24 protein-coding genes and 1 tRNA gene are annotated in these 22638 nt (G+C 71.1%); 12 read left to right on the top strand and 13 right to left on the bottom strand.

The window, feature by feature from the left end:
* Positions 1–1347 carry a DNA cytosine methyltransferase gene (locus OG448_RS19345; protein ID WP_405555429.1) on the top strand — a complete coding sequence of 449 codons (1347 nt, stop codon included), beginning with the start codon at positions 1–3 and terminating at the stop codon, positions 1345–1347.
* Between the two features lie 24 nt (positions 1348–1371).
* Here the strand turns inward: OG448_RS19345 and OG448_RS19340 are convergent, their stop codons facing one another.
* Positions 1372–1815, bottom strand: a complete 444-nt coding sequence (locus tag OG448_RS19340) for a DUF2267 domain-containing protein (protein WP_405555427.1) — start codon at positions 1813–1815, stop codon at positions 1372–1374.
* A 186-nt stretch (positions 1816–2001) separates the two neighbouring features.
* Between OG448_RS19340 and OG448_RS19335 the strand changes: the two genes are divergently transcribed.
* The gene (locus tag OG448_RS19335) at positions 2002–2304 is read left to right on the top strand and encodes a hypothetical protein (protein ID WP_405555425.1); all 303 of its coding nucleotides are present in this window, start codon (positions 2002–2004) and stop codon (positions 2302–2304) included.
* Positions 2305–2570: 266 nt separating this feature from the next.
* Here OG448_RS19335 and OG448_RS19330 read toward each other — a convergent pair whose 3' ends face one another.
* Together OG448_RS19330 and OG448_RS19325 are read right to left on the bottom strand one after the other, a co-directional pair.
* Entirely contained in the window at positions 2571–4070 is a 1500-nt protein-coding gene (locus OG448_RS19330; protein ID WP_405555424.1) for an MFS transporter, read from the bottom strand.
* A 113-nt stretch (positions 4071–4183) separates the two neighbouring features.
* Positions 4184–5530, bottom strand: coding sequence for a DUF445 domain-containing protein (locus OG448_RS19325; RefSeq protein ID WP_405555422.1), 1347 nt, complete (start codon positions 5528–5530; stop codon positions 4184–4186).
* 206 nt (positions 5531–5736) lie between these two features.
* Between OG448_RS19325 and OG448_RS19320 the strand changes: the two genes are divergently transcribed.
* Together OG448_RS19320 and rdgB are read left to right on the top strand one after the other, a co-directional pair.
* On the top strand, positions 5737–7068 hold the full coding sequence (locus OG448_RS19320) for an SGNH/GDSL hydrolase family protein (protein ID WP_405555421.1): 1332 nt from the start codon (positions 5737–5739) through the stop codon (positions 7066–7068).
* Between the two features lie 43 nt (positions 7069–7111).
* Positions 7112–7714 carry an RdgB/HAM1 family non-canonical purine NTP pyrophosphatase gene (rdgB, locus tag OG448_RS19315; RefSeq protein WP_405555419.1) on the top strand — a complete coding sequence of 201 codons (603 nt, stop codon included), beginning with the start codon at positions 7112–7114 and terminating at the stop codon, positions 7712–7714.
* Between the two features lie 43 nt (positions 7715–7757).
* Here rdgB and OG448_RS19310 read toward each other — a convergent pair.
* The 4 genes from OG448_RS19310 to bcp all read right to left on the bottom strand — a co-directional run bounded on the left by OG448_RS19310 (position 7758) and on the right by bcp (position 9809).
* Positions 7758–7841, bottom strand: a tRNA-Leu gene (locus tag OG448_RS19310).
* 20 nt (positions 7842–7861) lie between these two features.
* The gene (locus OG448_RS19305; protein WP_405555417.1) at positions 7862–8545 is read right to left on the bottom strand and encodes an HNH endonuclease; all 684 of its coding nucleotides are present in this window, start codon (positions 8543–8545) and stop codon (positions 7862–7864) included.
* The gene (locus tag OG448_RS19300; protein WP_405555415.1) at positions 8542–9195 is read right to left on the bottom strand and encodes an HNH endonuclease signature motif containing protein; all 654 of its coding nucleotides are present in this window, start codon (positions 9193–9195) and stop codon (positions 8542–8544) included. The genes OG448_RS19305 and OG448_RS19300 overlap by 4 nt, the downstream gene beginning before the upstream one ends.
* Before the next feature lie 146 nt (positions 9196–9341).
* The gene (bcp, locus tag OG448_RS19295; protein WP_405555413.1) at positions 9342–9809 is read right to left on the bottom strand and encodes a thioredoxin-dependent thiol peroxidase; all 468 of its coding nucleotides are present in this window, start codon (positions 9807–9809) and stop codon (positions 9342–9344) included.
* 93 nt (positions 9810–9902) lie between these two features.
* Between bcp and OG448_RS19290 the strand changes: the two genes are divergently transcribed.
* Both OG448_RS19290 and OG448_RS19285 read left to right on the top strand, forming a co-directional pair.
* Entirely contained in the window at positions 9903–10244 is a 342-nt protein-coding gene (locus tag OG448_RS19290) for a DUF3618 domain-containing protein (protein ID WP_405555411.1), read from the top strand.
* A 150-nt stretch (positions 10245–10394) separates the two neighbouring features.
* Positions 10395–10697 (top strand): co-chaperone GroES, encoded by a 303-nt coding sequence (locus OG448_RS19285; RefSeq protein WP_135788791.1) that lies wholly within the window; start codon positions 10395–10397, stop codon positions 10695–10697.
* A gap of 70 nt (positions 10698–10767) precedes the next feature.
* Here the strand turns inward: OG448_RS19285 and OG448_RS19280 are convergent, their stop codons facing one another.
* Complete coding sequence (locus tag OG448_RS19280) at positions 10768–13458, bottom strand: transglycosylase domain-containing protein (RefSeq protein ID WP_405558855.1); 2691 nt, start codon at positions 13456–13458, stop codon at positions 10768–10770.
* A 627-nt stretch (positions 13459–14085) separates the two neighbouring features.
* On the opposite strand from OG448_RS19280, the gene OG448_RS19275 reads away from it, so the two are divergent.
* The 4 genes from OG448_RS19275 to OG448_RS19260 are packed head-to-tail and all read left to right on the top strand — an operon-like array spanning position 14086 to position 17426.
* A complete protein-coding gene (locus tag OG448_RS19275) occupies positions 14086–14886 on the top strand; it encodes an ABC transporter permease (RefSeq protein ID WP_405555409.1) in 801 nt (266 codons plus the stop codon).
* A gap of 49 nt (positions 14887–14935) precedes the next feature.
* Complete coding sequence (locus OG448_RS19270; protein ID WP_405558853.1) at positions 14936–15700, top strand: ABC transporter permease; 765 nt, start codon at positions 14936–14938, stop codon at positions 15698–15700.
* 4 nt (positions 15701–15704) lie between these two features.
* Positions 15705–16676 (top strand): ATP-binding cassette domain-containing protein, encoded by a 972-nt coding sequence (locus OG448_RS19265; protein ID WP_405555407.1) that lies wholly within the window; start codon positions 15705–15707, stop codon positions 16674–16676.
* Positions 16677–16685: 9 nt separating this feature from the next.
* Positions 16686–17426, top strand: coding sequence for a DUF1707 domain-containing protein (locus OG448_RS19260; RefSeq protein ID WP_405555405.1), 741 nt, complete (start codon positions 16686–16688; stop codon positions 17424–17426).
* Between the two features lie 3 nt (positions 17427–17429).
* On the opposite strand, the gene OG448_RS19255 is transcribed toward OG448_RS19260, so the two are convergent.
* The 3 genes from OG448_RS19255 to OG448_RS19245 form a co-directional block, all read right to left on the bottom strand.
* Positions 17430–17825 carry a hypothetical protein gene (locus tag OG448_RS19255; RefSeq protein WP_405555403.1) on the bottom strand — a complete coding sequence of 132 codons (396 nt, stop codon included), beginning with the start codon at positions 17823–17825 and terminating at the stop codon, positions 17430–17432.
* Positions 17826–17963: 138 nt separating this feature from the next.
* Positions 17964–18701, bottom strand: coding sequence for a ribonuclease PH (gene rph / locus OG448_RS19250; protein ID WP_405555401.1), 738 nt, complete (start codon positions 18699–18701; stop codon positions 17964–17966).
* A gap of 78 nt (positions 18702–18779) precedes the next feature.
* A complete protein-coding gene (locus OG448_RS19245) occupies positions 18780–19013 on the bottom strand; it encodes a glucose PTS transporter subunit EIIB (RefSeq protein ID WP_030810845.1) in 234 nt (77 codons plus the stop codon).
* 259 nt (positions 19014–19272) lie between these two features.
* Between OG448_RS19245 and OG448_RS19240 the strand changes: the two genes are divergently transcribed.
* Positions 19273–20538 (top strand): PTS transporter subunit EIIC, encoded by a 1266-nt coding sequence (locus tag OG448_RS19240; RefSeq protein ID WP_405555399.1) that lies wholly within the window; start codon positions 19273–19275, stop codon positions 20536–20538.
* 67 nt (positions 20539–20605) lie between these two features.
* Here OG448_RS19240 and OG448_RS19235 read toward each other — a convergent pair whose 3' ends face one another.
* Complete coding sequence (locus tag OG448_RS19235; RefSeq protein ID WP_405555397.1) at positions 20606–21358, bottom strand: MBL fold metallo-hydrolase; 753 nt, start codon at positions 21356–21358, stop codon at positions 20606–20608.
* 215 nt (positions 21359–21573) lie between these two features.
* Here OG448_RS19235 and OG448_RS19230 point away from each other — a divergent pair, with 215 nt between their 5' ends.
* Entirely contained in the window at positions 21574–21981 is a 408-nt protein-coding gene (locus OG448_RS19230) for a type II toxin-antitoxin system PemK/MazF family toxin (RefSeq protein ID WP_405555395.1), read from the top strand.
* 78 nt (positions 21982–22059) lie between these two features.
* On the opposite strand, the gene OG448_RS19225 is transcribed toward OG448_RS19230, so the two are convergent.
* Entirely contained in the window at positions 22060–22503 is a 444-nt protein-coding gene (locus tag OG448_RS19225) for a hypothetical protein (protein ID WP_405555393.1), read from the bottom strand.
* Between the last annotated feature and the right edge of the window lie 135 nt (positions 22504–22638).

Genomic DNA, 22638 nt, shown 5'->3' with positions numbered 1-22638 from the left:
ATGGTCACACCCCGCCGCGTTGCCCCCGATCCGATCACAGTCGTCGACCTGTTCAGTGGATGCGGTGGCTTCACGCAGGGGTTTCACGAGTTCCGCCCGGTCGGTCGGGACGAGGACGGACCCGTCTTCCACAGCATCGCGGCCGTCGAGCACAACGTCGCCGCGGCAGCCACATACGCCGTGAACTTCGGAGCCCTTCGACCCGACGACAGGGTTCCGGCCGCCGGCGTCCATGTGGGAGACATCGAGGACTGGCAGCCGACCCCCGAGGCCCTCCACGCAGACGTGGTCGTCGGGGGCCCGCCGTGCCAGGGCTTCTCGGCGCTGAACCGCGAGAAAAAGGGTAGTGAGCGCAATCGGCTCTGGGAAGAGTACGTGCGAATTGTCGCCGAGATCCGCCCGAAAGTCTTCGTGATCGAGAACGTGGATCGCTTTCTCAAGTCGGACGAATTCCGCAGCCTCTTCAACGAGGTGCAGGAGGGCGGTAAGCTGTCCGAATACCGCCTGGTGAATCCACTCGGTCATGCACCATCCGCTTTCGACGCGGAGACGAGCAAGCGCTATCTGCTGAACGCAGCCGACTACGGGGCGGTTCAGGCGCGACGCAGAGCGATCATCATCGGCGTGCGGCGCGACATCGAGGACGGACGACCGTTCAGGTATCCCGCGACGACACATCGCCGCCGACCCAAGAAGGTCGATATCGCGGCCCCCATCGACGGACTTTCTGTAGCGGACCCCTACTGGCTCCCCGTGGACGGCGTCTTCGCGGAATCGGCCACCCGTCGCATCCAGGGCACCGAACTCCCAGACGGGAAGGAATTCATTCCTGAGGTGAATTCGGTCCAGCCAGGCATCTTCACCACACTCGACCTGCACTTCGGCAGAAACCCGGAGGCGCTCTCCCGCGCCCGGTACAAGGCCATTCCCGAGGGCGGAAACCGCAAGGACCTCCGCAACAAGTGGTACACGGTTGACGAGTCCGACGGCATCCGCATCTTCGACTCACCCAACCCACCGGGAGTCGTGACGCCCGTTCGCTATCTCTCCACCGAAAGCTGGGACAACCACAACACGGGTACCGGCGACGTCATGGGAAGGCTTCGGTACGGCGACCCCTCGGTCACGATCCGCACCGAATTCTTCAAGCCGGAAAAGGGGCGGTACCTGCACCCCGTGGACCCGCGGCCGATCACGCACTACGAAGCGGCACGAATCCAGGGATTCCCCCTGAATTTCCGGTGGTGCGGATCGAAAACGGAGATCGCCACTCAGATCGGAAACGCGGTCCCCATCCCTCTGGGCAAGGCGATTGCCGCGTCCATACACGCATACCTGCGTGGCTGAGCGGGCGCGCTCCCGCCGAGGGCGCTACGCCGCCGTCCCCAGCAACTCCGCCATCCCGAACAGCAGGGCGTAGCCCGGTGGGAGTTGGGAGATCAGGCGGGCGGTCGTCGGGGCGCCCGCACGCTCGGCGAGGACGTTCAGGACCGAGCTGACGTGCCAGCGGGCCGTCGCGGGGGTCGCGCCCTCTATGCGGGTCGCCATGGACTCGACGAACTCCCGCGCCGTGGGCTGGAAGATCTCGGGGGTGGTGGACGAGAGCCCCTCGCACGCCTCCGGGGGCAGGGCCTGGGTGAAGGTCGCGCGCGAGTCGTCGCTCAGCATGCCGCCGAAGCCGGACAGGACGGTTCGGGTGACTTGCTCGGCCTCCGCCGTCGTCGGGTACCGGCCCGTCTCGCGCACCGCCTCGACCAGGTCGGTCCAGTCGGAGGTCGGCGTGGACGTTCTCGGCTGCATGGTCGTCACGGTCATCGTGGGGGCTCCTCTTCCGGGACGTCGGGACAGCGAGGCTCCGATGCCCCGTGATCGCGGGGGCATGGGGGAGGTTTTCGGCCACTTCGGGCGAGGGTGACCCGGTCGGCGGGGGCTCCGTACCGCGCGTTAGCCTCGGCGGCAGGTATGCCGAACAAGGCATACGGGGACGACAGGAGACAAGTCATGGCCAAGGTTCCTGGCGCGGTGGTCGCCGCCACCGGCCTCGTCGGTGGGTACGGCGTCGCTCGTTGGACCAAGAAGCGGCCGCTCGGTGGGGTCGTGCTGGCCGCCGCCGGGGCCGTTGCCGCTCGGGAGTGGAACGCGCGTGCCGGGGCCCCTACGGCTGCCGCGCTGACCGGTGCGTACCTCGCCGGCTTCGCCGGATCGCACCCCCTCGCCAAGAAGGTCGGCGCCTGGCCGTCCGTCCTCGGCGTGGCCGGCGCGGTCGCCCTCGCCTCCTGGGCCTTCGCGGACCGCCGGAGCTGAGCACGTCGGGACCGGTGTCATCGCCCTCGCCTGTTCGGCCCTGGCCGCCCAGCGGGGCCGAACACCGCGTGGCCAGTGCCGTCGCTCTTGTCACCTGGCCCCTGGCTGACCATCAGGGCTGAGCACCTCGGAGCCGATGCGGTCACCCGCTCGGCCCCCGCCGACCGTCGGGGCTGAAGCGCTCGGCCGGCCGACCGCCCGGCTCAAGCGGCCGGGGCCGCCCGGCAGAAACGCGGACGGCCCCGGCTGCTGAAGACTCAGGTCCCCTACCCCACCCCCACCCCCTTCTCCCCCGCCCCCGAAGGCGCGGAAGACGACAGCGGCGTGGCCACGTCCTCCAGGGACCGACCCTCCGCCCGTACCGCCAGCACCGCCGCCACCAGACCCGCCACGCACATCAGCGCCGCGCCGATCTGGAAGGCCAGCACCGTGTCCCCCACCCGGCCGGTGCCCGTGAGGTCCGCGAAGATGAGCGGGCCGCTGATGCCGCCCGCCGCGGTCCCCAGCGCGTAGAAGAAGGCGATCGACATCGCCCGCGTCTCCATCGGGAAGATCTCCGAGACCGTCAGATACGCACTCGACGCCCCCGCCGAGGCGAAGAACAGGACCGCGCACCAGCACGCCGTCAGGGTGGTCGCACTCAGCGCGCCCCGGTCGAAGAGCCACGCCGTGGCGAACAGCAGAACGCCGGACAGCAGGTACGTCGAGGAGATCATCACTCGCCGCCCCACCGTGTCGAACAGCTTCCCCAGCAGCAGCGGACCGAAGAAGTTGCCGACCGCGATGACCGCGAAGTAGTAGCCCGTCCGGTCGGCCGGGACGTCGAAGAAGCGGGTGAGGATGGCGCCGAAGCCGAAGGTGATGGCGTTGTAGAGGAACGCCTGGCCGATGAAGAGGGAGAAGCCGAGCACCGCGCGCCGGCGGTAGCGGCCGAAGACGGTGCGGGCGATCTCCCGGAACGTCACGCTGCCCCGCCGGTGGATCTCCAGCCGGCCCTCCGGCGCGGGCAGCGGCTCACCCCGCTGCTCCTCGATCTTCCGCTCGATCCCGGAGACGATCTCCTCCGCCTCCTGGTCCCGGCCGTGGATCAGCAGCCAGCGCGGGCTCTCCGGTACGTGCCGTCGTACCAGCAGGATCACCAGCGCCAGGACCGCGCCGAGGGCGAAGGTCAGCCGCCAGCCGATGTTCTCCGGCAGGAAGGCGGTGTCCAGCGCCAGGATGGACAGCAGGGAACCGCCCACCGCGCCCAGCCAGAAGCTGCCGTTGATCATCAGGTCGACCCGGCCGCGATAGGCGGCCGGGATCAGCTCGTCGATCGCGGAGTTGATGGCCGCGTACTCCCCGCCGATGCCGAAGCCGGTCAGGAAGCGGAACAGGAAGAACCACCACGCCTCCGTCGACAGCGAGGTCAGCGCGGTCGCCGCGAGATACACCGCCAGCGTGATCATGAACAGCTTGCGGCGCCCGAAATGGTCCGTCAGGCGCCCCCAGAACAGGGCCCCGACACACGCACCGGCCACGTACAGCGCGGCCGCGGTGCCGGTGACCTGCCCGGAACTGATGGACAGCCCGCTGCCGGGCTCGGAGAGCCGGCCCGCGATGTTGCCGACGACCGTGACCTCCAGGCCGTCGAGAATCCACACCGTGCCCAGCCCGACCACGATCGTCCAGTGCCAGCGGGACCAGGGCAGCCGGTCCAGCCGGGCCGGGATGTCGGTGGTGGTCGAACCGCCTCCTCGCGGCGGCGTCACTGCTCCCGTGCTCATCGGCACCCCTCGCTCATCGGCACCCCTCTTCGTCGAAGGACGAGTTACGGGTGCCCGCACCGCGCCGGATCAGACCGGGCCGCCGGGCAGGCTCACCCGGCAGGACGCGCCGTTCAGCCGCCCAGCGCCCGCGACACGGTGTAGATCACCAGGCCGGCCAGCGAACCCACCACCGTGCCGTTGATCCGGATGAACTGGAGGTCGCGCCCGATGTGCGCCTCGATCTTGCGGGTGGTGTGCTCCGCGTCCCAGCCCGCCACCGTCTCGGTGATCAGGGAGGTGATCTCGTTGCGGTAGGTCGTCACCACGTGGACGGCCGCGCCCTCGATCCAGCGGTCGACCTTGCCCTGCATCTTCGGCTCGGTCGCCAGCCGCCGCCCGAGCGAGAGCAGCCCGGCCCGCACCCGCAGGCGCAGCTCGCTGTGCTCGTCCTCCGCCGCCGCGACGATCATCGCCCGGACGGCGGTCCAGGCGGACGCGATCAGGTCCTGCACCTCATCCCGCGCCAGCACCTCGCTCTTCAGCCGCTCCACCCGCGCCCGCGTCTCGGTGTCGGACTGGAGGTCGGAGGCGAAGTCGGTGAGGAAGCGGTCCAGGGCGGCCCGCGCGGGATGCGAGGGCATCTCCTGCATCTCGGTGACGAAGCGCAGCAGTTCCTTGTAGACGCGGTCGCCGACCTTGCGGTCCACGAAGCGCGGGGTCCAGCCGGGCGCGCCACCCTCGATGGCCACCATCACGTCGTCCCGGTGCCGCTCCAGCCACTCGTGGGCACGGCCCACCACCAGGTCGACCACGCGCCGGTGGCCGCCGTCGGCCACGATCCGGTCCAGCAGCTTGCCCACGGCCGGACCGATCTCCCGCGCGTCGGCCCGCCGGGTGATCGCCTCCCCCACCACCGCCTGCACGTCCGAGTCACGCAGCACGGTCAGCGCGCCGCGCAGCGCGGTGGCCAGCTCGGCGGTGACCCGGTCGGCGTTCTCCGGTTCGGCCAGCCAGGCACCGAGCCTGCTGCCGATGCCGACGGCGGAGAGCCGCTGCCGTACGACGTCCTCGGAGAGGAAGTTCTCCCCGACGAACTCGCCCAGGGAGACGCCGAGCTGGTCCTTCTTGGTGGGGATGATCGCGGTGTGCGGGATGGGCAGGCCCAGCGGGTGCCGGAACAGCGCGGTGACCGCGAACCAGTCCGCGAGCGCGCCCACCATCCCCGCCTCGGCGGCCGCCGCCACATAGCCCGTCCAGGGGCCCGCCCCCGAGTGCCCGGCCCAGGTGGCCAGGACGTACACCACGGCGACGAACAGCAGCAGTCCGGCCGCCGTGAGCTTCATGCGCCGTACGCCGCGCTGCCGCTCCTCGTCGGCCGCCGTGAAGGCGGTCATGGTCCGGTAGGAACCGGCCCGTCCGGCAGCCCTCGGCCGGGGGGTGCGCCCCGGCTCCGCCTCTTCCGTTTGCGCGCGTTCCATCTCGCTCCGCCCGATCGGTGATCCCGCACACACATTGTCCCTTCCCGTCGACTTACGGAACGGACCGGTAGTGCCCGGCGTCAGACTTGAGGGGGGTCGGGGCAGGTCCCGTCGACCGGGGTGCCCGTCAACTCCGTTCCCCCATATGCCGCATCATGGTGTATTGATCGTCCGGCTTCCCGTCTCCCGAGGAGAACAACGCCAGCGTGACCAAGCGCCACGGTTATGCCCTGCTCAGTGCGTTCGTCGCACTCGTCGTCGCCCTTTCCGTCACCGTCCTCATCAGGTCGGCGGCCGGCGACAGCACCTCGGGGTCCTCGGCCACGGGCCGGCGCCCCCACGGCTCGTCCGCCGCACCCGCCTCCGCGGGCACCTGGGTCGGCTCCTGGGCCGCCTCGCCCGTCGGCGCCGAGCCCGGCACCGAGGCCACCGGCCTGGCGGGCCGGTCGGTGCGCAACGTCGTGCACGCGAACACCGGCGGTACGAGCGCCCGCGTCACCCTGTCCAACCTGTACGGGCAGGCGCCGCTGACCATCACTCACGCCTCGGTGGCCCTCTCGGCGGGCCGGGGCACCGCGGCCGCCCGTGCGGAAACGATGCGGCGCCTGACGTTCGACGGCGCCTACGCCGTCACCATCCCGGCCGGCGGTCAGGCCGTCAGCGACGCGGTACGGATCGTCGTACCGCACGACCAGGACGTCCTGGTCACCACGTACTCCCCCACGCCCTCCGGGCCGGTCACCATCCACCCGCACGCGCGGCAGATCTCGTTCGTGGCTCCCGGTGACCGCACCGAGGAGGCGACGGGCATCCCGTACTCCGAGCGGAGCGCGTACTGGCGTTACCTGACCGCGCTGGACGTGCTCAGCAACGAGGCGGACGGCACGGTCGTGGCGTTCGGCGACTCCATAACCGACGGCATCACCTCGACCATGGGCGAGAACCGCCGCTGGCCGGACGTGCTGGCCTCGCGGCTGCGCTCGGCCGCCGCGAGCGGGGCGGACGTGCCGCGCTACTCCGTCGTCAACGAGGGCATCACCGGCAACCAGGTGCTGGCGAACGGCCTGGGCCGGCCCGCCGAGAACCCGAGCGGGCTGTCCCGCTTCGGCCGTGACGCGCTGTCCCGGCCCAACGTCAAGGTCGTCGTCATCGACCTCGGCATCAACGACGTCACGCACTCCCGCTCGGCCGCCGACGGCAAGAGGATCACCGACGGGCTGCGCACCTTGGTCCGCCAGGCGCACGCCCGCGGCCTGAAGGTCGTCGGCGCCACCCTGACGCCCTTCGGCGGCCACCGGACCTGGACCCCGGCGCTGGAGCGGATGCGCCAGGAGGTCAACGCGGAGATCCGGGCCGGCGGGGTGTACGACGCGGTGGTCGACTTCGACCTCGCCCTGAAGGACCCCCGCGACCCGCACCGGATGCTCCGCCAGTACGACTCCGGGGACCATCTCCACCCCAGCGACCTCGGCTTCCACACGATGGCCGAGACCCTGAACCTGTCGCTCCTCAAGGGCGCCGGACAGGCGGAGCTGTAACCCCTGGCGGACTCGCGGAAGGGGGCCGGGGATACTGGCCCCCATGACCCGCTTGATCCTCGCCACCCGTAACGCCGGAAAGATCACCGAGCTGAGGGCCATCCTGGCCGACGCCGGACTGCCGCACGAGCTGATCGGTGCCGACGCCTTCCCCGAGATCCCGGACGTCAAGGAGACCGGCGTCACCTTCGCGGAGAACGCCCTGCTGAAGGCGCACGCGCTGGCGCGGGCGACCGGGCTTCCGGCTGTCGCCGACGACTCCGGGCTCTGCGTCGACGTGCTGAACGGCGCCCCCGGCATCTTCTCCGCCCGCTGGGCCGGCCGGCACGGCGACGACACCGCCAACCTCGACCTGCTGCTCGCCCAGCTCTCCGACATCGCGGACGAGCACCGGGGCGCCCACTTCGCCTGCGCGGCCGCGCTGGCGCTGCCGGACGGCACCGAGCGGGTGGTGGAGGGACAGCTGCGCGGCGTCCTGCGCCACGCCCCCGAGGGCACGAACGGCTTCGGCTACGACCCGATCCTCCAGCCGGAGGGCGAGACGCGGACGTGCGCGGAGCTGAGCGCCGCGGAGAAGAACGCGATCAGCCACCGGGGGAAGGCGTTCCGGGCGCTGGTGCCGGTGGTGCGGGAGTTGTTGGGCTGAACACACGAGTGAGGGGCCGCCCGTCGGCGGCCCCTCGGTCACGTGCGGCCGGTGGGACTCGAACCCACACGGGCTTTCGCCCACAGCGTTCTAAGCGCTGCTCGGCTGCCAGTTACGACACGGCCGCGTGCATGGTCATGGTACCGGTCACGTCCCGGATATCCGAGGGGAGTGTCGACTGCCCCCTCGGCACCACGTGCTCGTGACGGCATGGCAGTTGGGACACAGGAACCGCAGGTTCTCGCGCCGGTCGTCGCTCCAGTCGCCGTTGATGTGGTCGACCTCCAGGGTCATGGGTCTGCCCAGCCACACGGGGCCGACCCCGCAGTCCGCGCAGACGTCGGGCTCGCCCACCTCCAGGAGCGCCCGGCGCAGCAGACGGGTTCTCGTCCGACGACTGCCGTCGTGCTGGATCAGGATGTCCGAGGCGCGCCGGAGTGGCACGGTGCCCGAACCGCCTCGCTGGTGCGCCTGCCCGAGGAAGTGGGAGGTGTCGAGGCCGTCCTCCGCCACCCAGCGGCGGAGCATGGTGCGTGCTCTGTTGTTGTAGGGCTCCAGGCCCAGCACGCGAAGCGTGTCCGCGACAGAGGTCGATCCCGCGACCGCCTCGCGCAGCACGTCGGCGGCTGGTCTGACATGTGCGACGCTCGCTCGCTTGCCCCGAGGCATGTGGGAGACGTCGATCCCGAAGTGATCGAAGCGCCGGAAGAGATGACGCCGGAGTTGCCCGTACGGTGTGGTGCCGAAGTAGGCGATGACCTCATCGATGTCGGCACACCGCGCGGCCGCTTCAGCCAGCCGGTCCCTGGTGTACCGCGCGCCGCCGCTCATGCGACACCGTCCCCGCCTCGCCCCTTGCCGCGTCCCCGGTAGCTGTCGGTTGTGGAGTGGCAGTTGGGGCACAGGAACCGCAGGTTCTCCGGTCGGTTGTCGCGCCAGTTTCCGTCGATGTGATCGACCTCCAGCGGCAGCGGGCGTCCTCTCCACACCGGCTCGACACCGCACTGGGCACATCGCTCTCGTCGGCCCATCGCGATGAGCGCCCCCTTGAGCCGATCACCTGGAATTCGCCGCTCCCGGCCGGTCAGCTGCTCGACGAGCAGTCCCTCCGGTGTCCGCGGCTGCCAGGCTTTGCCACGCTGGGTCGGTACCCGAAAGTGCGAGGTGTCGATCCCGTACGCCTTGATCCGTCGGCTGATGTGCGTGTGGTGCCCGCCGACGACGTCCAGCCCGAGATGACGAAGGACCTCGCACGTGTTCGTCGACGCGGCGACCGCTGTCTCGAGAATCTCCCGTGTCCACTTCACCCCCTCCCGCTCGAAGTGCGACGTGTCCACGCCCAGCATCTTCATCCGTCCCCACACATAGCGCCGCGTCGAACTCTTCGGATCCACCCCCAGCCTCTCCAGCGCCTCCGAAAGATTCCGCTCCCCCCGAGCCGCCTCTTCCAGCCGCTCCCTGGTGTACGTACTGGCCCCCATCGAGCCCCCTCCGTTCCGGCCGCGTGTTCGCCGCCCGGATGGAGTAACGAACCGGTTATCGGACAGTCACGCCCGGAAAACGCGAACGGCCCGCGCCGGGTCACCTCGGTGCGGGCCGTCGGGCGGTGGGGCGGGGCCCCGTGGGGTCAGATGCCCAGATCCTTGATGATCTTCGCCACGTGGCCGGTGGCCTTGACGTTGTACAGGGCGCGCTCGACCTTGCCGTCCGCGTCCACGACGACCGTGGAGCGGATGACGCCGGTGACGGTCTTGCCGTAGAGCTTCTTCTCGCCGAAGGCGCCGTACGCCTCCAGGACCTTCTTGTCCGGGTCGGCGAGGAGGGTGACCTTCAGGTCCTCCTGCTCACGGAACTTGGCGAGCTTCTCCGGCTTGTCGGGCGAGATGCCGATGACGTCGTATCCGGCACCGGCCAGCAGGGCGAGGTTGTCGGTGAAGTCGCACGCCTGCTTGGTGCAGCCGGGGGTAAGCGCCGCGGGGTAGAAGTACACGATGGTCTTGCGGCCCTTGTGGTCCGACAGGGACACCTCGTTCCCGTCGGCGTCGGGCAGGGTGAAGGCGGGGGCAACGTCCCCAGGCTCAAGTCGCTCGCTCATCCGCAAAGCCTAACCGGGTGCCCCTGCCGTGCGGTGTGGTGAAGAGCTGACAGACTGTTCGGAACAGCATCAGGAGATTTCGGAGGCCGTACGGTGGCGGAGACGTCGGACACCAGAACACCGGCGCAGATCGAGGCGGACATCAAGCGCCGTCGTGAAGTGCTGGCCGAGACGCTCGACGAGATCGGGGTGCGGGTGCACCCGAAGACGATCGTCGGGGATGCCAAGGCGAAGGCCGTCGCCGGCGTCGACCGTGTCTTCGGACGGGCGTACGTGCAGGTCAATCGAGTGATGACCGAGGTGCGGGACCAGTTCGTGGACGACGACGGCGCCCCCCGGATGGAGCGCGTCGTCCCCGCCGCGCTGATCGTGGCCGGGACGGTCGGGCTGATCGTCGCGGGGTCGCGCAAGCGCAGGCACCGCCGCCGGCGCTAGTAGGGGACGACTTGTACGACCGGGTCGCCGCGGCGGGGAGCCGTGGCGACCCGGAGGCGTGTCCGCGCCACGCGGGCAGGTAGGTTCGGGGGCGTGAGCGCCAACAGAGACGAGCAGAGCACCCCCCACCACGACAAGCTGCCCATCCGGATGCTGCACGACCGGGTCCTCGTGCGGCAGGAGACCGGTGAGGGCGAGCGCCGTTCGGGCGGCGGCATCCTGATCCCCGCGACCGCGGCGGTCGGACGCCGGCTGGCCTGGGCCGCGGTCGTCGCGGTCGGACAGAACGTCCGGACCGTGGAGCCAGGCGACCGGGTCCTGTTCGACCCGGAGGACCTGGCCGAGGTCGAGGTCCGGGGCGTGGCGTACGTGCTGATGCGGGAGCGGGACCTGCACGCGGTGGCCGCGGACCGGTTCGAGGGGTCGGAGGACTCCACCGGGCTGTATCTCTGAGCCGCCGCCGGAACATGTGAGAAGGGGCTGACGACCGTGGTCGTCAGCCCCTTCCCGTGTTCATCCGCTCCTACTGGCGCCGGGCCGTCTGCGGGGCGACGAAGCCCCCGGGCAGACCGGTCGTGCCGGGGTCGGCGCCGCCGCCCGTGCCGCCCGTGCCGGGCTGGCCGCCGGGACCGCCGCCGGTGGCGCCCCCGTCGGTGCCCCCGCCGTTGGTGGTGGCCGGACCGCCGCCGGCGCCGCCGTCGGTGGTGGTGTCACCGCCGCCCGTGGTGGTCGGGTCGACCGGGGTGGTGCCCTGGCTGGGGGTGCCGGTGGCGCCGCCGTTGCCCTGGCCGCCGTCGGTGGGCGTGGTGCCCTGGCTCGGGGTGCCGGTGGTACCGCCGTTGTCCTGGCCCGCGTCGGTACCGGGCGAGGTCGAGGGCCGGGTGCTGGGCGCGACCACGTCGGCGCCCGCCTGCAGTTCCAGGTCGAAGCCCGCGGCGGGCTTGCCGCGCAGCGCGTCCCGCGTGTACTGCGCCCAGATCTCGGTGGGCGGACCGCCACCGTTCATCCGGGCCACGCCGAGGGCTCCGTACAGCGGCTTGTGCTTGGCGGTGACCGGGTCCTGGCCCATCACGGAGACCACCGTGGCGAGGTCGGGGGTGTAGCCCGCGAACCAGGCGGCGGTGTCCTCCTCGGCGGTGCCGGTCTTGCCCGCGGCCGGACGGCCGGCGGCCTGCGCGGCCGTGGCGGTGCCGCCCTCGACCACGCTCTTCAGCACCGAGGTGGTGGTGTCGGCGGCCTCGCGGGTGACGGCCTGCTTGGTCCGGCGGCCGGGCAGGTCGACCGGCACGTTGTCCTTGCTGATCTTCTCGATGATCGTGTACGTGCCGTGCCGGCCGTGGTTGGCCAGGGTGGCGTACGCCTCGGTCATCTCCAGCACGCTGGCGGTGGCGGTGCCCAGCGCGATGGACGGGGACGGGTAGAGGTCGGGGGTGTCGGCCGGGATGCCGAGGTCGACCGCGGTCTCCTTGACCTTGTCGCCGGTGACGTCGGCGGCCATCTGCGCGTACACCGCGTTGACGGACAGGTCGGTGGCCTTGCGGACGGTGATCTGGCCGTACGACTTCTGGTCCTCGTTCTCCGGCGCGTACCGGCCGCCGGACCAGCCCTGCACGGGACGCATGTTGGTGCCGTCGTAGTACGCGTTGGGCGTGATGCGCTGGCCGTCCTGCGTGCTGGAGGAGTTCTGCACGGCCGAGGTGAACACGAACGGCTTGAAGGTCGAGCCGACCTGGTAGTCGCCCCGGGTCGCGCCGTTGGTGTACTGCTTCACGTAGTCGATGCCGCCGTACATCGCGACGATCTTGCCGGTCTTCGGGTCGATCGAGGCGCCGCCCGCGCGGACGTAGGTGTCGGCCTTGCGGTTCTTCTTGTCCAGCTTGGAGATGAGCTGGTCGTCGACGGCCTTCACGAAGGCGTCCTGCTTGGGCTTCTGGATGGTGGTCGTGATCCGGTAACCACCCGCGGCGAGCTGGTCCTTGGTGAGGATGTCGTGCCCGATCAGGTACTCCCTGACGGCCTCGACCAGGTAGCCGCGCTGACCGGACATGCCGGTGGAGACGGTCTGCTCCTTCGGCATCGGGAACTTCATCCCGGTGCGGTCGGACTGGCTCAGCCAGCCCTGGGCGACCATGCCGTCCAGGACGTAGTTCCAGCGGGCGAGCGCGGCCGGCTTGTTCTCGGGGTGGGCGACGACGTCGTACTCGCTGGGCGCGTTGACCAGCGCGGCGAGGTAGGCGGCGCGGGCCGGGTCGAGGTCGATCGCGTCGCGCCCGTAGTACGCCTGGGCGGCGGCCTGGATGCCGTAGGCGTTGCGGCCGAAGTAGCTGGTGTTGAGGTAGCCCTCGAGGATCTCGTTCTTCGACTTCTCCCGGTCCAGCTTGATCGAGATGAAGAACTCCTTGGCCTTGCGGGTGACCGTCTGTTCCTGGGCCAGGTAGTAGTTCTTCACGTACTGCTGGGTGATGGTGGACCCGGACTGCTTGCCCTTGCCGAGGGCGGTGTTCCAGCCCGCGCGGAGCATCGCCTTGGGGTCGACGGCGGACTCGGTGTAGAAGTCGCGGTCCTCGGCGGCCAGGATGGCGTGCTGGGCGGGCTTGGCGATCTGGGCGAGGCCGACGTTCTCGCGGTTGACCTCGCCGTCACGGGCGAGCTGGGAGCCGTCGGCGTACAGGTAGACGGTGGCCTGCTTGGTGGCCAGGGCGTTGGCGGCCGGGATCTGCACCATCGAGTAGCCGAGGAACAGCAGCCCGATGATCACGAGCACGCCCAGCACGAGCGTGCCGAGCACCATCCGCCAGGTCGGGAAGATCCGCCGCCAGCCGGTGCGCTTGGGGCGCTTGGGCTTCTTGCCCCCGCCGTCACCGGTGCCGCCGCCTTCGCCGCCGTCGCTGCCGTTCCCGCTCGCCTGTGAGGTCGCGGTGGGCTCGGACGGGGTGCGGGGCAGGACGCTGGTGGCTCCGGCCGCGGCGGCTGCGGCGGCCGGAGCCGCGGGGGGCTTGGGCGCGTCGGCGCCGGGCTTGGCGGTGTCGGGCTTGGGGGTGTCGCCGGACCGGGGCGCGTTGACCCGGCGGAGCACCTGCGTGCTCTCGGCGGGCGGCGGCTGGTCGGCCTTGACGCGCCGGAGCACCTGGGTGCTCTCGGGCGCCTGCTCCGGCTTGGCGCCACCGGTACGGGGCTTCGCGGACCCGGCCGGGGCGCTGACCCGGCGCAGCACCTGGGTGCTCTCGGCGGGCGGGGTGTCCGCCGCCGGGCTCTTGGCCGCCGGGGCCTTCGCCGCCGGGGTCTTGGCGGGCGGGGTCTCCTTGGCGCCGGACTGCGCGGGCACGGCGGAAGCCTGCCCGGACTCCTTCGCCGCCGGAGCACTCCTGGCGCCCTCGGCACCCTCGCCCGGCTTCTCCGCCCCGGGCTTACCGCCCGTCGCCGAAGATCCCGTCGCCGAAGATCCCGTCGCCCGGGGGCCGTTCGGGGTCGCGGAGTCGCGCGCGGGGGCGCTCTCCGGCTCGGCCTTCGCCGGCGCGCGGTCGGCCGGACTCTTCACCGGTTTCGCCTGCGGTTCCGCTGCTGCGGGCCCCTCAGCCGGCTGAGGTTCTTCCGGCGCCCCGCCCTCGTTCGGCTGCTGCGGCTGCGGCTCGTCGCTCATGTCGTGCACGGACTCCTGTTTCGTCGTACGTTCCCGTACGCCTCGTACGCCTTCTGCGCCCCCTGGTTGAAGACTCTCGCACCTGGTGAACCGTTCCCGGATTCCGGCACGCTTCGGTCACGGAAAACGCGTGGCCGTTCGCGGGGGCCGGGGCTAGGCTCCTGCGCTTCGGTGTCGAGCAGTCCGAGGAGGTGGACCGGCGTGGGCGCTGGACGGTTGTACGTGGCCGTCGCGGCAGGGGGATTCAGACGGTACGCGACCTACCGCGCGGCCACGGCGGCAGGGGTGTTCACCAATACCGTCTTCGGTCTGATCATCGTCTGCACCTACCGTGCCCTGTGGGACGCCCGCCCGCACTTGGGCGGATATGACCAGGCGCAGGCCGTGACCTACGTGTGGCTCGGACAGGCCCTGCTGTCCACGCTGGCGATCGGTGGCGGGGGCGTCGAGGAAGAGCTGATGGAGCGCATCCGTACGGGTGACGTCGCGGTGGACCTGTACCGGCCCGCCGATCTCCAACTGTGGTGGCTCGCGGCCGACCTGGGCCGGGCCTCCTTCCAGTTGCTGGGGCGGGGGGTGCTGCCCTTCCTCTTCGGGATGCTCTGCTTCCCCGCCTACCTGCCCTCGGACGCCGGCACCTGGATGGCGCTGCTGGTCACGCTGGCCCTGGCGATGCTGGTCGGCTTCGGCATCCGGTACCTGCTGGCGCTGAGCGCGTTCTGGCTGCTGGACGGCTCGGGCGTCACCCGGATCGCCTGGCTGGCGGGGTATTTCTGCTCGGGGATGCTGCTGCCGCTGAACGTCTTCCCGGGCACGCTCGGCGAGGTGGTCCGGGCGCTGCCCTGGTCGGCGCTGCTCCAGGCCCCGGCGGACGTGCTGCTGGGCCGGGCGGACCCGCTGGGCGTCTGGCTGTTCCAGGCCGGGTGGGCGGTGGCCCTGCTGGGCGCGGGGCGCCTCCTCCAGTCGGCGGCGACCCGTCGGGTGGTGGTCCAGGGTGGCTGAGTACGGCCGGGTCCGGGAGGGTGTGCGGGCGTACGGGCTGATCGCCGGGATGTGGGTGCGCTCCACGATGGCGTACCGGGCGTCGTTCGTGATGACCACCCTCGGCAACTTCGCGGCGACCTTCTTCGACTTCGTCGCGATCATGCTGATGTTCTCCCGCGTGGACTCCCTGGCGGGCTGGTCGCTGCCCGAGGTGGCCTTCCTCTACGGCCTGTCCGGAGTGGCCTTCGGACTGGCCGACCTGCTGATCGGGTCGATGGACCGGCTCGGGCGCCGGGTGCGGGACGGCACGCTGGACACCCTGCTGGTGCGCCCGGCGCCGGTGCTGGCGCAGGTCGCGGCGGACCGGTTCGCGCTCAGGAGGCTCGGCCGGGTGACGCAGGGGGCGCTGGTGCTGGGCTGGTCGCTGAGCCGGCTGGACGTGGACTGGACGCCGTTGAAGCTGCTGCTGATGCCGGTGATGGTGGCGGGCGGTTGCGGGATCTTCTGCGCGGTGTTCGTGGCGGGCGCGGCCTTCCAGTTCCTGGCGCAGGACGCCTCGGAGGTGCAGAACGCCTTCACCTACGGCGGTACGACCCTCCTCCAGTACCCGCCCGCGGTGTTCACCGAGGAGCTGGTGCGCGGGGTGACCTTCGTGCTGCCGCTGGCCTTCGTCAACTGGGTGCCCGCGGCCTATGTGCTGGGGCGCCCCTATCCGCTGGGGCTGCCGGGGTGGACGGCGTTCGTCTCCCCGCTGGTGGCGCTGGCCTGCTGTGCGCTCGCCGGGCTGGCCTGGCGGGCGGGACTGCGTTCGTACCGGAGCACGGGGAGCTGAACTGATGGCGGACGGCGAGGAGTTCATCGCGCTGGAGAAGGTCGGGAAGGTCTTCGAGGTGCGCAGGAAGACGGGGTTCCTCAAGCGGGAGCGGCGCGAGGTGCGGGCGGTGGACTCGATCTCGTTCACCGTGGCGCGCGGCGAGATGGTCGGCTACATCGGGCCGAACGGCGCGGGCAAGTCGACCACGATCAAGATGCTGACCGGCATCCTCACCCCGACCTCGGGCCGGCTGCGGGTGGCCGGGATCGACCCCTCGCGGGAGCGGACCCGGCTGGCGTCCCGGATCGGGGTGGTGTTCGGGCAGCGGACGACCCTGTGGTGGGACCTGCCGCTGATCGACTCCTACCGCCTGGCGCACCGCATGTACCGGATTCCGGACGGCCGGTACCGGGAGAACCTGGCCCGCTGTGTCGAACTGCTGGAGCTGGGCGACCTGTTGGACGTGCCGGTACGGCAGCTCTCGCTCGGCCAGCGGATGCGCGGCGACATCGCGGCGGCCCTGCTGCACGACCCGGAGGTGCTGTACCTGGACGAGCCGACGATCGGCCTGGACGTCGTCTCCAAGGCCAAGGTGCGCGGCTTCCTGAAGGAGCTGAACGCCGAGCGCGGCACCACCGTCCTCCTCACCACCCACGACCTGACGGACATCGAGCAGTTGTGCTCGCGGGTGATGGTGATCGACCACGGCCGCCTGGTGTACGACGGTTCGCTGACCGGGCTGCACGCGGCCGGGGAGGGTGAGCGGACGCTGGTGGTGGACCTTGAGCGGGAGCTGCCGCCGGTCGAGGTGCCCTCGGCGCGGGTGGTGCGCGTGGAGGGGCCCCGGCAGTGGCTGGCGTTCCCGGCCGGGCAGTCGGCGGCGCCCCTGGTGGCCCACCTCGCGGCCGCGTACCCGCTGGTGGACCTCTCCGTCCGCGAACCCGACATCGAGGCGGTCATCGCCAAGATGTACGCGGAGAAGGCCGTCTCGTAGTCTGCTGTCATGACCGACGACGCTGCTCCGGACCGCCGTTCCCCAGGTCCCGTCCCGGACCTCCGCGCCTCCGACGCCGACCGGGAGCGGGTCGTCGAGATCCTCCGCGACGGCCTGGCCGAAGGCCGCCTGGACATGGCGGAGTTCGAGGAGCGGCTGGAGTCGGCGTACCAGGCCCGCACCTACGGCGAGCTGGCCCCGCTGACCAGCGACCTCCCGGCCACCCCGGCCGCCGCTCCCCCGGTGTCCTTCACCAAGCGACCGGTGGACGACGGGAGTTGGGCGTCCCGGATCGTCGGCGGCGAGGGCACCTCGACCGGGGCGGTGGCGGTGCTGTCCGGGTTCCAGCGCAAGGGGCGCTGGACGATGCCGAAGAAGTTCACCTGCTTCGCGTTCATGGGCGGCGGCGAGATCGACCTGCGCGAGGCGTTCTTCGCGGACCGCGAGGTCGAGATCAACTGCGTGGCCGTGATGGGCGGTCTGGAGGTGATCGTGCCGCCGGGTGTCGAGGTCGTGGTGCGTGGCATCGGCATCATGGGCGGCTTCGAGCACCCGGACCGGGACGAGCCCGGCGACCCGGGGGCGCCGCGCGTGATCATCAGCGGGTTCGCGTTCTGGGGCGGGGTCGGCGTGGAGCGCAAGCTCACCCGGGCCGAGCGGCAACGGCTGAAGGAGCTGCGCCGTCAGGAGCGCCTGGACCGCCGCGAGGCCCGGCAGGAACTGCGCCGGGGCCGCCGCGACGGGCGCTGACCGCTACGGCGTGCAGACCTTGGTGAGCTCGCCTGCCGCGTCCGTGACCGGGCGCACGTCCGGGGTGCTGTCGCCGTTCCTGATGGCGGTCCGGACGTTCGAGACGGCCGAATTCAGGTCGTCCACCGCCTTGTTGACGTCGGCGTCGTCCGTGCGGTCGCCGATCCGGTCCAGGTTCGTCTCTATGGAGTCGAGCGAGGCGTCGGCCTGCGAGGGGTCGTTGGCGGCGTTCTCCACGGCCTGCTGGAGGTCGGTGACGCTGTCCGCGATGGAGTCGGCGGTCTGCACACAGTCCAGGGCCTTGTTCACGGCGTCGCAGCCGGTGGTGAGGCCCATGGTGAGCGCGGCGGCCGCGAGTGCGGCGATGGCGGTGGTACGGCGTCGGCGGCCGGCGGCCATGCGATGTCCCTCCCCAGGTACGGCTGGCCGGGCGCGCGGGATCGAGCCGCGCGCCCGTACCGTCCAAGACGCCGTCCGCCGGGGCGGGGTTGCCTGGGGGCGCTCGGGTTTTTTGGGGTGCCCTTTACCCGCCTGGTGCTATTCGGGCAGGGTCAGCGCGAGGGCGGCCCGCTGGAACTCGGTGAGTTCGGCGCAGCCGGCCACACCCAGGTCGAGCAGGGCGTTCAGCTCCTCGCGAGCGAAGGGCTCGGCCTCGGCGGTGCCCTGGATCTCGACGAAGCGGCCGTCGCCGGTGCAGACCACGTTCATGTCGGTCTCGGCGCGCACGTCTTCCTCGTAGCAGAGGTCGAGCAACGGGACGCCGTCGACGATGCCGACCGAGACGGCGCCGACCGTGCCGGTGAGCGGCTGCCGGTTGGCCTTGACCAGCTTCTTGCGCTGCGCCCAGGCGACGGCGTCGGCCAGGGCGACGTAGGCGCCGGTGATGGCGGCGGTGCGGGTGCCGCCGTCGGCCTGGAGGACGTCGCAGTCCAGGACGATGGTGTTCTCGCCGAGCGCCTTGTAGTCGATGACGGCGCGCAGCGAGCGGCCGATGAGGCGGGAGATCTCGTGCGTGCGCCCGCCGATCCGGCCCCGGACCGACTCGCGGTCGCCGCGGGTGTTGGTGGAACGGGGCAGCATGGAGTACTCGGCGGTGACCCAGCCCTCACCGCTGCCCTTGCGCCAGCGGGGGACGCCTTCGGTGACGCTGGCGGTGCAGAACACCTTGGTGTCGCCGAAGGAGACGAGGACGGAGCCCTCGGCGTGCTTGCTCCAGCCGCGTTCGATGGTGACGGGGCGGAGCTGTTCGGGGGTGCGGCCGTCGATGCGAGACATGCGGCTGAGCCTATCGGGAGTGACACGAGGGGCTCCTCCCCCATGGGAAGAAGCCCCTCGTGCCGGTGAGCGGAAGGCTCACATCATGTCTTCGATCTCCGCGGCGATCGGGTCGGCGTCGGTGCCGATGACGACCTGGATCGCGGTGCCCATCTTCACGACGCCGTGGGCGCCGGCGGCCTTCAGGGCGGCCTCGTCGACGAGCGAAGCGTCGTGGACCTCGGTACGCAGGCGGGTGATGCAGCCCTCGACCTCGTCGATGTTGTCGATGCCGCCGAGCCCGGCGACGATCTTCTCAGCCTTGGTGGCCATGTTCCTTCTCCCTGGTCCGAACTGGTCCGAACGAGAACCGTCCGAAGACTGGTCTACACCACCAAGGGGAACCCCACCAAACCGCCTCCCGGCTCGACACGTCCTGCACTCCGTGTAGCCCCACGGTCGCTATTTCACGGGTTCCTTATATCCGTGCCATCGTGCTACAACAGGTCTACACCACAAGTGGTGTAGACCACAGACGCTGCCGTCCCCTTCCATGGTCCCAGGGCGGCGCCCTGCCCATCTGGAGGAAGTTGTGACCACGGCCAGCGCCGCGCCCCCGGCCGAGAAGAAGAGGGGCGCCAAGGTGATGGGCGTCCTCCAGCGGATCGGCCGCAGCCTGATGCTGCCGGTCGCGGTGCTCCCCGCCGCCGCCCTCCTGGTGCGGCTCGGCACTGGTGACATGCTGGGGAGGCCCTCTTTCCCCGACTTCCTGACCAAGATCGCCTCCTTCATGGCGGCGGGCGGCAACGCGATCCTGGACAACATGCCGCTGCTGTTCGCGGTGGGCATCGCCATCGGCTTCGCCAAGAAGTCGGACGGCTCCACCGCGCTCGCCGCGGTCGTCGGCTACCTGGTCTTCAAGAACGTCCTGGCCACGTTCACCGACGAGAACGCGAAGCAGGTCGCGACGATCGCCGACGGCAAGGCAGTCCTGGTCGACGGGCCGGTGAACGCCGGGGTGCTCGGCGGCGTCGTGATGGGCCTCGTCGTCGCACTGCTCTACCAGCGCTTCTACCGCACCAAGCTGCCCGACTGGGCCGGCTTCTTCGGCGGCCGCCGCCTGGTACCGATCCTGTCCGCCCTCGCGGGCCTGGTCATCGGCATCGTCATGGGCTACGTCTGGCCGGTCCTCGGCGCCGGTCTGCACAGCTTCAGCGAGTGGCTGGTCGGTTCGGGTGCCGTCGGCGCGGGCATCTTCGGTGTCCTCAACCGCGCGCTCATCCCGATCGGCATGCACCACCTGCTGAACTCCTTCCCGTGGTTCCAGGCGGGCGAGTACCACGGCAAGAGCGGCGACATCGCGCGCTTCCTGGCCGGTGACCCGACCGCGGGCCAGTTCATGACCGGCTTCTTCCCGATCATGATGTTCGGCCTCCCTGCCGCCTGCCTCGCGATCGTGCACTGCGCCCGCCCCGAGCGCCGCAAGGTCGTCGGCGGCATGATGTTCTCCCTCGCGCTGACCTCGTTCCTCACCGGCATCACCGAGCCGATCGAGTTCACCTTCATGTTCATCGCCCCGGTGCTGTACGCGATCCACGCGGTGCTCACCGGTGTCTCCCTGGCGCTGACCTGGGCACTGGGCATGCGGGACGGCTTCGGCTTCTCGGCCGGCTTGATCGACTTCGGCCTGAACTGGGGCATCGCGTCGAACCCCTTGGGTCTCATCCTGGTCGGCCTGTGCTTCGCGGTCGTCTACTACGTGGTCTTCCGCTTCGCCATCACCAAGTGGAACCTCCCCACGCCGGGCCGCGAGTCCGACGAGGAGCTGGCCGAACTCCAGAAGGCCGAGGCCAAGTAACCCGGCCCAGGCACGCGCAAGGCCCCGGAACCCACTCGGGTTCCGGGGCCTTCGTCGTGCCCGGGGCCTACAGCTCGTACGTCATGCGGGGCACCGCCAGCTCCACCCTGCCGGTGAAGGTCTCGCGGGCGTGGGCCAGGTTGACCTCGGGGTCGGTCCACGGGGGGATGTGGGTGAGGACCAGCATGCGGGCGCCCGCGCGGGTGGCGGTCTCCCCGGCCTCGCGGCCGTTGAGGTGCAGGTCGGGGATGTTCTCCTTGCCGTGCGTGAACGCCGCCTCGCACAGGAACAGGTCGGCGTCCCGCGCCAGCTCGTCCAGCGCCTCGCTGACCCCGGTGTCCCCCGAGTACGTCAGGGACTTGCCCCCGTGCTCGATCCGGATCGCGTACGCCTCCACCGGGTGCCGCACCCGCTCGGTGTGCACGGTGAAGGGGCCGAGCTCGAAGGTGGACGGCTTGACCGTGTGGAAGTCGAAGACCTCGCTCATGGAGGACGCGGACGGCGTGTCGGCGTACGCCGTGGTCAGCCGGTGCTCGGTGCCCTCGGGGCCGTAGACCGGGATCGGCTCGCAGCGGCCGCCTTCGTGCCGGTAGTAGCGCGCCACGAAGTACGCGCACATGTCGATGCAGTGATCGGCGTGCAGATGGCTGAGGAAGATCGCGTCGAGGTCGTACAGACCGATGTGGCGCTGCAATTCGCCGAGGGCGCCGTTGCCCATGTCGAGAAGCAGCCGGAAGCCGTCGGCCTCGACGAGGTAGCTCGAACAGGCCGATTCCGCGGACGGGAACGACCCCGAGCAGCCGACGACGGTGAGCTTCATGGAGCGGAAACCTCCGTGGGCAGAAGCGGGTCGGGAAGCAGCAGGGCATGGTTGTGCGGTTCGTCGAGCGTAAGGCGCGAAAGCGCGGGTCGCTCCTTCGCCAGGGGCCGTTGTGGGCGAACTCACCTGTGCTGTCACCGGTTCGGCTGGACCGGGGGCGCACGGGGATGAGCGAGGGCGCGCGGCGGGCGGCGGGCGCCGGTAACGTCCTCCGCATGGACACGACCTGGTGGCTCGCGCTGGTGGCGGTGCTCCTGCTGGCCCTGGTCGCCACGCTGGTGGACGGCTGGGGGCGGGGGCACCGGCAGCGTCGTGGGCGCCGACGCCCGCCTGCCGCAGGGGAGTTGACGGGCCGTCCGCGCGCCGGTGACATCTGGTGGGCCGAGCCGCTGCCCTGTCTGGTGCTGGCGGTGCGCGACGGGCACGCCACGGTCGCCCGGATCACCGGCCGCCCGGAGGAGGAGCGGCCCGGACTGATCCCGCTGCCGGGCGGCGTCCTCGGCGAGGGGCCCCGCTTTCTCGACCCCGGAGAGCTGCACGAGGTACCCGTGGGGGATCTCCGGCACCGGGTGGGTGAGGCCGACCCGGCCCTGTGGGACCGGGTGCGCCACCTGGCGCGCTAGGCGGAGAGACGCGGCCGTGTCCGTCACCCTTGCGGAACCTGCCGGAGAGTGCCCGGCGAACGCGCTCCCTCCCGGTGGCTAGCCGATCCGCACGGTGACGCGGAACTCCTGGATGCCCTTGCAGGAGACCCCGCCCGGTGTGGTGGGCCGGGCGCACAGCGGGCGGCTGGAGGTCAGGTGGACGGTGCCGGTGCCGGCGGCACGGTAGGCGGCGGTGGCGTCGCCGGGCTGGAGGACGATCCCGGCGTTGATCGCGGTCAGCGCGTGGCCGCCCGCCCGGACCGGCTCCCACGGGCGGTTCTCGGTGCCGTCGAGGGTGAGCCGCAGCTCGCCGCCCCGCTTGAGACACACCGTCTTCCCGGCGGCGGCGGAGGTGAGCCGCACCTGGTCCGCGCAGCCGCCGGAGCGCGAGGGGACGGCGGACGGCCTGGCCGAGGCCGAGGGCGTGGACTCGCCCCCGCAGCCCGCGAGCAGCAGGAGCAGGGCCGTCGCCCCGAGGGCGCGGGACGTCGTACGGCGCATGGGGTCCGCCTCTCCGTGGTGGCCGGTGCCGTTCGGCACCGCTGGTGATGTGACGTGCCACCGACGCGATCGGCTCCCGGGGAACGCGCGCGTCCCGCGCGCGGACGGCTTCCGCGCGCGGGACGGGGTGCTGGT

The sequence above is a fragment of the Streptomyces sp. NBC_01171 genome, assembly GCF_045039805.1.
Lineage (GTDB): Bacteria > Actinomycetota > Actinomycetes > Streptomycetales > Streptomycetaceae > Streptomyces.
This window is presented reverse-complemented; position numbering and strand designations above follow the sequence as displayed.